We start from the raw sequence: 10,481 nt of genomic DNA, 5'->3' as shown, positions 1-10,481 counted from the left end.
CGTCAGGACGCGGCGCGTGCGGAAGCGGCCCGCCGGCAGCCGGACGCAGCTCCGGCCAAGTCCGGCTGGCTCTCCGACCTGCTCAACCGGGCCTCGCGCGACGAGCGTGCACCGGAAACCTCGAAGCCGACCGCCCACAGCATCGAGAAGCTCGACTCGCTCTCGGTCGACATCGCCCGGATGATCGACCATGACGCGGCCGTCGAGCTCTGGGATCGCTACAAGCGCGGCGAGCGCAACGTCTTCACGCGCCGCCTCTACACACTGCAGGGCCAGCAGACCTTCGACGAGATCCGGCGCAAATACCGCCGCGACGCCGAGTTCAAGGAGACCGTCGACCGCTATATCGAGGAGTTCGAGCGCCTGCTCGGCGAGGCGGCCAAGGATGACCGCGACTCGATGGTGGCCAAGACCTACCTGACCTCGGAGACCGGCAAGGTCTACACCATGCTGGCCCATGCCAGCGGGCGCTTCGAGTAAGCGCCCCCTCCTTCCGGACCAACAAGATCGAGGGCCGCCCGTCAGGGCGGCCTTTTCCTTGCCGGCGGCTAGCGCAGGCGGCGCGCGGGCGCCGTCCCTTTGCGAAGCCCGCAGCCCCGCCTATCTACGAGCAATGAGCAGGATCGCTTTCGACAACTCCTACGCGCGGCTCCCCCCGCGCTTCTTCGCATCGGTCGAGCCGACAGCCGTCAGCGCGCCGCGCCTCGTCAAGCTCAACGAGGCGCTGGCGACAGAGCTCGGCCTCGATCCGGCCTGGCTCAGCAGCCCACAGGGCGTTGCGACGCTGGCCGGCAACAGCCTCGTCGAGGGCGCGATGCCGATCGCGACCGCCTATGCCGGACACCAGTTCGGCGGCTTCAACCCGCAGCTCGGCGACGGCCGCGCCATCCTGCTCGGCGAGGTGGTCGACCGCGCGGGCCGCCGTCGCGACATCCAGCTCAAGGGCGCGGGCCCGACCCCGTTCTCGCGCCGGGGAGACGGCCGGGCCGCGCTCGGGCCGGTTCTGCGCGAGTACATCGTCGGCGAGGCGATGGCGGCGCTCGGCATCCCGACGACGCGGGCGCTCGCCGCTGTGCGGACCGGGGACTGGGTCAGGCGGGAGCGGATGCTACCCGGCGCCATCCTGACGCGCGTCGCCGCCAGCCATATCAGGATCGGCACCTTCCAGTTCTTCGCGGCGCGCGGCGATGTCGAGGGGTTGCGCGTGCTCGCGGACCACGCGATTGCCCGGCATTATCCGGACTGCGCCGGCAGCGATGCGCCCTATCTTTGCCTGCTCGAGGCCGTCATCGCGGCGCAGGCCGCACTTGTCGGGCAATGGCTGCTGATCGGCTTCATCCACGGCGTCATGAACACCGACAACATGTCGATCGCCGGAGAGACCATCGATTACGGGCCGTGCGCCTTCATGGACAGCTATGATGCGGGCACGGTGTTCAGCTCGATCGACGAGCATGGCCGCTACGCCTACGGCAACCAGTCGGCGATCGCGCGCTGGAACCTGACCCGCCTCGCCGAGGCGCTGCTGCCCCTGCTGGCTGAGGACGTCGATCAGGCGATCCCGATCGCGCAGGCGGCGCTCGACCGCTTCGAGCCCCTGTTCCAGAGCGGGCTCGTCGCCGGCTTCCGCCGCAAGCTCGGCCTCGCCACGGAGGAGCCCGAGGACATCGAGCTGATCAGGACGCTGCTGGAAACGATGCAGCGCGGGAAGGCCGACTTCACGCTGACCTTCCGGCGTCTGAGCCAGGACGCGACGTCTCTTGCCGATGGCGAAGCTTGCCGTCACCTGTTCGCTAACCCCGCCGAATTCGATGGCTGGGAAAGCCGCTGGCGCCAGCGGCTGGAGAAGGACACGCTCTCGGCCGAGGCGCGGCGGGCGGCGATGCGCGCCGTCAATCCGCTCTTCATCCCGCGCAATCACCGTATCGAAGCGGTGATCCGGGCTGCCGAGGAACGGGACGACCTCGCACCTTTCGAGGAACTGCTGTCCGTGCTGGCAAAGCCCTATGAGGAGCAGCCGGGGCGCGAGAGCTATGCCTTGCCGCCGGCCGCCCATGAGCGCGTGCTGGCGACCTTCTGCGGTACCTAGAGCAGCGCCGCGCCCCGAAGCGCGGAAGTGCTCTATCCCTTTGATTTACCGTACCTTCTTCACGCGAACAGGCACCCGCCTCGGCCGACGACGTTCCGGCTTCGCTACGCGCCGGAGGCGGCTCAATCTCGCGGCAGGAGGCCGGCGCGCAGCAGGTCCTTGGGACGCCCGAAGCTCTCGACGATGGCGCGGAGCTCGCCGCGTTTGGGAACGTGGAGCTCAACGCCGCCGATCTGGACGGCCTGCCGCGTCGCAGGAACAACCGCGCGCCAGGCATCTCCGGAGCGGACTGCGAAACCCGCCATGAACTCGACGGGAAGCGGAGCACCACCCCAGGCCAGATAGAGCTCGGAGCGAAACCGGGGATGCGGCGCGGGAGCGCGGAGTTCGAGACCGAGATGGCGCGCGATGCGCCTGGCATCCGCGGCGCTGGTCAGGACATCGACGTCGGCGACGTCGCCGACGCGCCCGCCATGCAGGGCAATGGCGGCGCTGGCGATGATCCACCACGGCTCCCGCGCGACAGCCAGGATATCGGCGGCGGCGACGAGCGTGTCGTGCAGGGCTCCGGGCAAGGCGATATGCGCCGCCCCGGACATCGGCCTCAGCCGCGCCCGGCCCAGCGCACGATATCGATCAGCACCTGCGACAGCGCCTTGTCGAGGGCATGCGCCGCTGCGGCGCCATCGACGGCACCGGCCGGAACGCGCGCCGAGAACAGCTTGGCGCGCTGGATCTTGCCGGTGCGGTCGCCGACCAGTTTGGCGGTGATCTCGACCACGGCCTGACCGCTGGCGGCCTCGATATTGAAGCTGCGGATGTCGGTGTTGAGCTGGACGTCGGGCACCATACGCTCGCCCGGCCGGCTGACCGAGGCGATCCGGCTGCCATTCTCGAAGGTCTGGATCAGCCGGGTCTGGACCAGCCGCGGCACCCGGTCGGCCCATTGCGCGCTGCCGAGGAAGGAGAGCGCGCCGGCCGAATCCTTGACGATGAGCCGGTCGGAATCGAGCGCCTGCACCGTGGTCGGCTCGGCAACGACGAGGGCCGCCTGCGAGCCGCCGACGCGGCCGAAGTCACGCGGTGCCGAGAGGTCGAAGGTCGTCGGCGTCGGGCCGCCGCCGCAGCCGGCCAGCAGCAGGGCGACCGCGATCGCGCCGGAAGCGGCACGCGCGCGAGCGGAAAGCGACGAAAGCGGGCTGGGCATCAGCATCGAACTAGCGCGATCCACCATATTGGGGAAGCGGCGGGCGACCGCCGAAGATGAACTGCTGGGGATTACGCTCGAAGCTGCGCAAAGTTCGGTTCACTTCGGAGAGAGTCCGCTTGCCGTCGGATGCCAACGTTTCCAGATCGCGCAGGCCGGGGCCGGTGAAGCGGTTGATCCCGGTGGTGATCTCGGCCGTGCGCTTGTCGAGATTGTCGGCGAGGACGCGAATCGACTTTGCGGCATTACCGACCTCGGCGAGAGCACCCTGCCCGTCCTCGGCATTGAGGAAGGACTGCGCCGCCTTGAGGACGCCCTCGACCTGATCGGCGGCGCGATTGAGCTTCTCGGTGATCGAGGCGACGTCGCTGACCACCTTCGAGACATCGTTGCTGGAGCCGCCGAGCGCCGCGGTGAACTTGTCGATGTTGTTGATGATGTTGGATATCTTCTGGTCGTCGACCGAGCGGACGACTTCCGTCAGCTCCTCGCTGAGCACGCCGAGCTTCTGGGTCAGCGGCGAGATCGTCTCGGCGATCTGCCCGAAGCTCGCCATCAGCTTGTCGATGCCGTCGGCGTTGTTGCCGAGCGCCGCCGAGAACTTCTCGACATTGCGGACGGTCGCGGTGATCGAGCCGGCGTTCTCCTTGATCAGCCCGTCGAGGCTGCCGAGCACTTCGTCGGCCTTCTGCGCGACGTTGCGCACGGATTCGATGATGTCCTGGAACTCCGAGCGCTCGGCGTAGATCGTCGGCAGCTTCTCATCGGGTTTCACCTCGAGCATCGGCGCATTCGGCTCGCCGCCGATCAGCTGCAGAGCCACCACACCTGCCAGCCCTTGCGCTTCGATGCGCGCCCTCGTGTCTTTTCGGAGCGGCGTCGTGTTCTCGACCTCGATCACCCCGTAGATGCGGCTCGGATCGTCCGGCTGGAGGCCGATCTGCTTGACCTCGCCGACGCGAAGGCCGTTGAAGAGCACGCTCGAGCCTCGTGCCAGCCCGGTCACCGAGCCGGTGAAGATCACCCGGACGTCCTGCTTGCGGCCGGTGCCGCCACTACCGAACCAATAGACGAACCCGAACATCGCCGCGATCACCGCGAGCGTGAACAAACCGACCAGAGCATAGTTGGCGCGAGACTCCATGATGCTCCGTCAGGTCCTCAGATTGTCTTTCGGCAATCGGGCCCGGGCCCGCTCGCCACCGAAATAGGCTTTCAGCCAGGGATGGTCGGAGGCCAGCATGTCAGCGAGCGAACCAACGGCGATGACACGCTTGTCCGCCAGGGCGGCTATTCTGTCGCACGCAACGAAGAGACTGTCCAAATCATGCGTTACCATGAACACGGTCAGTCCCAAAGTCTGCTTCAGCGTCATGATCAGTTCGTCGAAATCCGCCGCGCCGATCGGGTCGAGCCCGGATGTCGGCTCGTCTAGGAAGACGATCTCGGGATCGAGGGCGAGCGCACGGGCGAGCGCCGCGCGCTTGATCATGCCGCCCGAGAGCTCCGAAGGCGCCTTGTCTGCGGCGTCCGGCGGCAGGCCGACCATCTCGATCTTGAGCATGGCAAGCTCATCAAGCAGGCGCGGCGAGAGCTTCAGATATTCGCGCATCGGCAACTGGATGTTCTGCTTGACGCTGAGCGCCGAGAACAAGGCGCCATGCTGGAACATCACGCCGAAGCGCCGCTCGAGCGTCCGGTGCGCCCGCTGGTCGAGCTTGTCGACATCCTCGCCGAAGACCTCGATCGTTCCGCGCTGCTTGCGCACCAGGCCGAGGATGGTGCGGGTCAGCACCGACTTGCCCTGGCCGGAGCCACCGACGAAGCCGAGGATCTCACCGCGCATCACGTCGAGGTCGAGCCCGTCCATGATGACCTTCTCGCCGAACGCGACCTTGAGGTTGCGCACGCGGATGACGGCATCGGCCTCACCGGGAGAAGCATCCTTCGCCGGGGTCGCCGACATTGCCAGATCGCTCTGCATCGCGGCTGCCTGCCCTCTCAGAACCGGATCGAGGCGAAGAACATGGCGAAAAGCCCGTCGACGACGATGACCATGAAGATCGCCTTCACCACCGAGGCCGTGACCTGACGCCCGAGCGATTCGGCGGAGCCCTTGACCGCGAGGCCCTCGATCGAGGCGATCAGGCCGATCACGAACGCCATGAACGGGGCCTTGATGAGGCCGACCGCGAAATGCTGCCAGGTGATCACGGATTTCAGCCGGGCGAGGAAAGTGTCGAGGCCGATGCCGCCATAGAGCCAGGCGACGAGCCCGGCCCCGACCAGCCCCGACATCGCCGAGATGAAGGTCAGGATCGGCAGCGAGATCATCAGGGCGAGGATGCGCGGCACGACCAGGACCTCGATCGGCTCCAGGCCCATGACCCGCAGCGCGTCGATCTCCTCGCGCATCTTCATCGAGCCGATTTCGGCGGTGAAGGCCGAGCCAGAGCGGCCGGCGACCATGATCGAGGTCAGGAGCACGGCGAGCTCGCGCAGGATCAGGATGCCCGTCAGATTGACGACGAAGACCGCGGCGCCGAACTGCTGCAGCTGGAAGATGCCCTGCTGCGCGACGATGCAGCCGACCAGGAACGAGATCAGGATGATGATCGGCGCGCCGCTGAAGGCGATCAGCTCGATCTGGTTGATCAGGGACGGCCCCCGGAACTTGCGCGGCCCGAACAGCGCTCCGACGCAGGCGATCATCACCTCGCCGAGGAAGACCGCACCACCGACCAGGTCGCGACCGAAATTGGTGACCGCCTTGCCGATGTTGACGAGCACGGTGACAAGGCCGGTCGGTCGTGCCGGCGGCTCGTACTCGGTGGCGCGCAGATTGACCTCGCGCAGCAGCACGCCGTGCTCGGGGCGGCGGCTCGCCAGCTCGACCCCGGCGCCTGCTGCCTCGCCGTCCTCCTTGAGGCGGGCGAGGAGATAGGCGCCGAGCGTGTCGAGGCGCCCGATAGACGAAAGGTCGAGCCGCGCCTGCCGGACGGCGGCGACGCGCGCTGCCATTTCAGCGATCAGCTCTTCGAGACGCGGCGCGCGATCGGCGCTCCAGCTGCCAGCCAGGGCAACCGCCAATACGCCGTCATCATCGCGATAGATCGCCTGCGGTTCAGCGTCGTCGACGGCAGCCATGAGGGTTTGCGCGCCCTTTGCGATCGAATCTGTCACCCCCGGCCTGTATCGCTGCGCAACCTTGCAATGGCAAGCGTCGCCAGCCCGGCACCAATCAGCGCGACCGGAACCATGGCAAGGAAGACACCGGGACCGAGCAACCGGTAGAGATAGCCGGAGAGCACCGTCAGCGAGCCCATTGCGAGCGCGCCTACCGCCACCAGCCGGCCCTGCGCCGCAGCCCGGCGTGTCTCCGGGGCCAGGGCCGAGACCGCGGCGAGCGCGCCGAGATGAGCGCAGGCGAAGCTGACACCGTGCAGCAACTGAAGCCCGACCGTAGCGGAAAAGCCGGGATCGAGCGCCATGGCGCCGAAGCGCAGCGCAGCCGCCAGAGCGGCAACGATGATCCAGCGCAGGCCACCGGCACCGCGCGCGGCGATACTCCCGACGAACAGGAAGACGCCGATCTCGGCGACGACGGCAATCGCCCAGAGAAAGCCGATCCTTTCGTCGCTGAAGCCGAGGCTACGCCAGTGCAGCGAGCCGAAGGCATAAAGGGCGGCATGGGTGGCGTTGACGCAGGCCGCGGCCGTCACCGCCAGCCAGAAAGTGGTCGAGAAGCCGCGGACCGCCGCGCCCTGTTCGCCTGCTGGCGCGGCCGTGGCCGGAGGCGGCGGCGCCTGCAAGGCCGCGAGCGCCGCCATCAGACTGCAGCCGGCCAGCACCAGCGGGATCGGCCAGGCGCCGTGGCGCGCGACGAGGTAGCCACCGGCGATGTTGCCGAGGACGAAGGTGACCGAGCCCCAGAGCCGGACCCTGCCATAGTCGCGCAAACGGCCGGCGCGAACCTGTGTCGTCGTCAGGATGTCGGCGAGCGGCACGACTCCCGAGAGTGCGACCGCCGCGAGCGTGGTCACGAGCGCGATCGGGACGAGCGTATCGAGCCTGGAGAGCCCGAAATAGGCCGCGGCCGCGCAAGCGTTCAGCAAGGCCAGCAGCAGCACCGGCGGGATATGCCGATCGGCGAGACCGGTGATCCAGGATGCCGCCAGCACACGAACCAGGATCGGAGTCGCCAGAACGTAGCCGATATCGACGTCGCTCAGCCCCTTCGAACCGAGCCAGATCGGAAAGAACGGCAGATAGAAGCCGATGCCGACGAAATTCAGCCCGTGCATCAGCGACAGGCGCGCGGCAAGCCAGCGGCTGGGGCCCGACCCGGATGATGAGGAGGAGGACATGCCCTTGGCAGCGATTTCTTAAAGAATCACCAGCAGATTGCCGGATGGGCATCTTCGATCGGCCAGACGCGATTTGACCAGCCCGTGGAGAGCAGCCTTGCCATGAGCGACGCGCGTTCGCTGACCCCGCTGAGCGAGATGGACTACGCCGCCATCGCCGATGCGGTGATGGAAACCTCGCGTGGCCGGTGGTTCCTCGCCGAATATGCCAAGCGCAACCGGCAGGCCGACACCGAACAGGTGCTTTCCGCCATAGCAAGGCTCGAAGGGCTTTTCGCAGCACCGAAGCCGGTCTTCGATGCCGGCATCGGCTTTCCCGAGGCAGCGCGGGCGATCGCCGAGCTGCGCGAGGATCTCGATCGTGCCGGCGTCGGCAACCTGTCGTCGACGCGGCTTTCGGGACGGATTCACGAAGCCGCGTCCAACATCATCGCTGCCGCCGAGGGCATTCAGGAAGCCGCCTGGACGCTGCGCGAAAGCGGCGCCGCCCCGGACATCTGCGACCGGCTCGACCGCCGCGCGACCGAAATCTACAGCGCTACCGCGACCGTCGAAGCTTCTGCCGACCAGATCGAGAAGATGGCCGACACCGTCGCCATGCTCGATTCGAGCCTGCGCGCCGTCGTCGACGGCGCGAGCTTCGCGCTGGAGTCGTCCGCCGCGCCGGCGCAGGCCGATCCGCCATCCGAACCACGGGTTCAGCCGCTGACGCGGCCCTCGCTGACCGATCCCGGCGATATCGACATCGTCGAGATCGACACCCACAGGCGGGCTCCGCTGGCGCAGGACGGGACATTGTCCGGCAAGGTGCCGGGGCTGCGGCGCTTCGCGGGTCGTCCGATCGTCGACGAGGACATCGTCTTCAGCGATATCGGCTCTCCGGCCGAGGCCGTGCCCGCCAGGCCGGCAGCCAGCTCGGCCCGGCTCGAAATCAGCTATTCCGAGGCGGACCTGCGGGCGATCGATTCACTGCCCACCGAGGAACGGCTCCGGTTCTTCGCCTGAGCGGCGGCCGGTCGATCGCCACAACCCGATCGGACGGAAAGTGGCGCTTGGAGGCGCGGCCGCGGCCACTCAGCTCTCGCGCTTCAGCGCGCTCTCGTGCCAGCGCCGCAGCAGGAGGTGCGAGATCCAGCTCGTCACCAGGAAGATCGCGACGCCGGTCAGCGAGATCATGATCAGTGCCGCGAAGACGCGCGGGATCTTGAGCTGGTAGCCGGATTCGAGGATGCGATAGGCGAGCCCCGACGCGCTGCCGCCGGTGCCGGCGACGAATTCGGCGACGACCGCACCGATCAGTGCCAGCCCCCCCGAAATCTTCAGACCTGCAAGAAAATACGGCAGGGCCGCCGGTAGCTTGAGATAGCGCAGCGTCTGCCAGCGCGTCGCGCCATGCAGCTTGAAATAGTCGACCAGGTTATGGTCGGCCGAGTTCAGCCCGAGGATGGTGTTGGAGAGGATCGGGAAGAAGGCGACGATCCAGGCGCAGATCAGCAGGGACAGGTCGATATCGCCGGCCCAGATGATGATCAGCGGCGCGATCGCGACGATCGGCGTCACCTGCAGGATCACCGCATAGGGCAAGAGCGCCATCTCCAGCCATTTCGACTGGGTGAACAGCACGGCGAGCGTGACGCCGAAGAACACCGCCGCTGCCAGCGCCATGAAGGTGATGCGCAGCGTGACCCAAAGCGAGGCCGAGAGCGTCGCCCAGTCGGCGATCAGCGTCTGGCCGATCAGCAGTGGCCCGGGCAGGACATAGGACGGAACCTCGTTCCAGCGCACCAGGAATTCCCAGAGCCCGAGCGCAAGGGCGCCGATGCAGAGCGGCGCCAGCAGGCGCGGCCAGGCGCTGACTGGCAAACCGAGCAGATGCGGCTCCCGGTCGACGACCGGGCGGGCCTCGGCATCGGTGCCGTCATGGGCGGGGGTAGCTGTGGCAGGGGCGCTCATGAGCCGATCGCCTCCTTGAGCCGGCCGGAAGCAAGCCGGCAGAGGCTGGCATAGTCGGCCGAGGTACGGAACAGATCGTCGCGCGGATAGGGCGCGTCGACCGCAAAATCGGCCATGACGCGGCCGGGGCGCGCCGCCATCACGACGATGCGCTGCGAAAGATAGACCGACTCGAACACCGAGTGGGTGACGAAGACCGCGGTGAAGCGCTCCTTCCACCAGAGCTGGAGCAGGTCGTCGTTGAGGCGGTGGCGGGTGATCTCGTCGAGCGCGGCGAAGGGCTCGTCCATCAGCAGGATCTTCGGCCGCATCACCAGCGCACGCGCGATCGAGACGCGCATCTTCATGCCGCCGGACAATTCGCGCGGATAGGACTTCTCGAAGCCTTTCAGGCCGACCAGCGCCAGCATCTCGGCGGCGCGCTCGGCGGCCTCGCGCTTCGGCACATGCTTCAGCGTCAGCGGCAGCATGACGTTGCTCAGGGCGTTGGCCCAGGGCATCAGCGTCGGATCCTGGAAGACGAAGCCGAGATCGGGGCGTCCCCCCGACGCGCCATCGGAGGCCGCACCGTTCCACTCGATCGTGCCCGTGCTCGGGTTGGCGAGGCCGGCGATCATGCGCAGCAGGGTCGACTTGCCGCAGCCCGACGGGCCAAGCAGGCTGATGAACTCGCCGGCGCCGAGGTCGAGATCGACATCGCGCACGGCGAGCGTGCCGTTGGCGAACTGCTTCGAGACCCGGCGGACGCTGACCAGGGGGCTCGCGCCACTCGTCGCTGTCGCCGGGGATGTGCTCAGATAGGCCGTGTCCAAAGCCTGATAGTCCAATCGGTAAGGGCTTGTTTGGAATGGCGATAACCCGGATG

At 67.5% G+C, this 10,481-nt stretch carries 11 protein-coding genes; 3 read left to right on the top strand and 8 right to left on the bottom strand.

Annotation, left to right across the window (positions count from 1 at the left end):
* On the top strand, positions 1-480 hold a 480-nt coding region (locus tag RKE40_RS06475; protein WP_316017416.1), incomplete at its 5' end, for a hypothetical protein.
* A 133-nt stretch (positions 481-613) separates the two neighbouring features.
* Positions 614-2,089: a protein adenylyltransferase SelO gene (locus tag RKE40_RS06470; protein WP_316017415.1), complete on the top strand. Its 1,476-nt coding sequence runs from the start codon at positions 614-616 to the stop codon at positions 2,087-2,089.
* A gap of 122 nt (positions 2,090-2,211) precedes the next feature.
* On the opposite strand, the gene RKE40_RS06465 is transcribed toward RKE40_RS06470, so the two are convergent.
* From RKE40_RS06465 to RKE40_RS06440, 6 genes are read right to left on the bottom strand one after another with little or no spacing between them, the layout of a single operon-like run.
* Positions 2,212-2,688 (bottom strand): hypothetical protein, encoded by a 477-nt coding sequence (locus RKE40_RS06465; protein WP_316017414.1) that lies wholly within the window; start codon positions 2,686-2,688, stop codon positions 2,212-2,214.
* Between the two features lie 5 nt (positions 2,689-2,693).
* Positions 2,694-3,302, bottom strand: a complete 609-nt coding sequence (locus RKE40_RS06460) for an ABC-type transport auxiliary lipoprotein family protein (RefSeq protein ID WP_316017413.1) — start codon at positions 3,300-3,302, stop codon at positions 2,694-2,696.
* Between the two features lie 4 nt (positions 3,303-3,306).
* The gene (locus RKE40_RS06455) at positions 3,307-4,440 is read right to left on the bottom strand and encodes an MlaD family protein (RefSeq protein WP_316017412.1); all 1,134 of its coding nucleotides are present in this window, start codon (positions 4,438-4,440) and stop codon (positions 3,307-3,309) included.
* Positions 4,441-4,449: 9 nt separating this feature from the next.
* The gene (locus RKE40_RS06450; RefSeq protein ID WP_316017420.1) at positions 4,450-5,262 is read right to left on the bottom strand and encodes an ABC transporter ATP-binding protein; all 813 of its coding nucleotides are present in this window, start codon (positions 5,260-5,262) and stop codon (positions 4,450-4,452) included.
* 35 nt (positions 5,263-5,297) lie between these two features.
* Entirely contained in the window at positions 5,298-6,443 is a 1,146-nt protein-coding gene (locus RKE40_RS06445) for an ABC transporter permease (protein ID WP_316017411.1), read from the bottom strand.
* 32 nt (positions 6,444-6,475) lie between these two features.
* On the bottom strand, positions 6,476-7,663 hold the full coding sequence (locus RKE40_RS06440; RefSeq protein ID WP_316017410.1) for an MFS transporter: 1,188 nt from the start codon (positions 7,661-7,663) through the stop codon (positions 6,476-6,478).
* 102 nt (positions 7,664-7,765) lie between these two features.
* Here RKE40_RS06440 and RKE40_RS06435 point away from each other — a divergent pair, with 102 nt between their 5' ends.
* Positions 7,766-8,668 (top strand): hypothetical protein, encoded by a 903-nt coding sequence (locus RKE40_RS06435; protein WP_316017409.1) that lies wholly within the window; start codon positions 7,766-7,768, stop codon positions 8,666-8,668.
* Between the two features lie 69 nt (positions 8,669-8,737).
* Here RKE40_RS06435 and RKE40_RS06430 read toward each other — a convergent pair whose 3' ends face one another.
* Together RKE40_RS06430 and RKE40_RS06425 are read right to left on the bottom strand one after the other, a co-directional pair.
* Positions 8,738-9,616 (bottom strand): ABC transporter permease, encoded by an 879-nt coding sequence (locus tag RKE40_RS06430; RefSeq protein ID WP_316017408.1) that lies wholly within the window; start codon positions 9,614-9,616, stop codon positions 8,738-8,740.
* Complete coding sequence (locus RKE40_RS06425; protein ID WP_316017407.1) at positions 9,613-10,428, bottom strand: ABC transporter ATP-binding protein; 816 nt, start codon at positions 10,426-10,428, stop codon at positions 9,613-9,615. The genes RKE40_RS06430 and RKE40_RS06425 overlap by 4 nt, the downstream gene beginning before the upstream one ends.
* Positions 10,429-10,481: the final 53 nt, after the last annotated feature.

This window comes from Allobosea rubneri (assembly GCF_032464875.1).
Taxonomy (GTDB): Bacteria; Pseudomonadota; Alphaproteobacteria; order Rhizobiales; family Beijerinckiaceae; genus Allobosea; species Allobosea rubneri.
The sequence above is the reverse complement of the archived record's forward strand: the minus strand, read 5'-3'. Positions and strand labels throughout refer to the sequence as shown.

Excerpts from the sequence above, each read along its gene's own strand:
- RKE40_RS06455 (WP_316017412.1), bottom strand. The coding sequence starts at position 4,440 with ATGGAGTCTCGCGCCAACTATGCTCTGGTCGGTTTGTTCACGCTCGCG.
- RKE40_RS06465 (WP_316017414.1), bottom strand. The coding sequence starts at position 2,688 with ATGTCCGGGGCGGCGCATATCGCCTTGCCCGGAGCCCTGCACGACACG.
- RKE40_RS06450 (WP_316017420.1), bottom strand. The coding sequence starts at position 5,262 with ATGTCGGCGACCCCGGCGAAGGATGCTTCTCCCGGTGAGGCCGATGCC.
- RKE40_RS06460 (WP_316017413.1), bottom strand. The coding sequence starts at position 3,302 with ATGCTGATGCCCAGCCCGCTTTCGTCGCTTTCCGCTCGCGCGCGTGCC.
- RKE40_RS06440 (WP_316017410.1), bottom strand. The coding sequence starts at position 7,663 with ATGTCCTCCTCCTCATCATCCGGGTCGGGCCCCAGCCGCTGGCTTGCC.
- RKE40_RS06430 (WP_316017408.1), bottom strand. The coding sequence starts at position 9,616 with ATGAGCGCCCCTGCCACAGCTACCCCCGCCCATGACGGCACCGATGCC.
- RKE40_RS06435 (WP_316017409.1), top strand. The coding sequence starts at position 7,766 with ATGAGCGACGCGCGTTCGCTGACCCCGCTGAGCGAGATGGACTACGCC.
- RKE40_RS06445 (WP_316017411.1), bottom strand. The coding sequence starts at position 6,443 with ATGGCTGCCGTCGACGACGCTGAACCGCAGGCGATCTATCGCGATGAT.
- RKE40_RS06470 (WP_316017415.1), top strand. The coding sequence starts at position 614 with ATGAGCAGGATCGCTTTCGACAACTCCTACGCGCGGCTCCCCCCGCGC.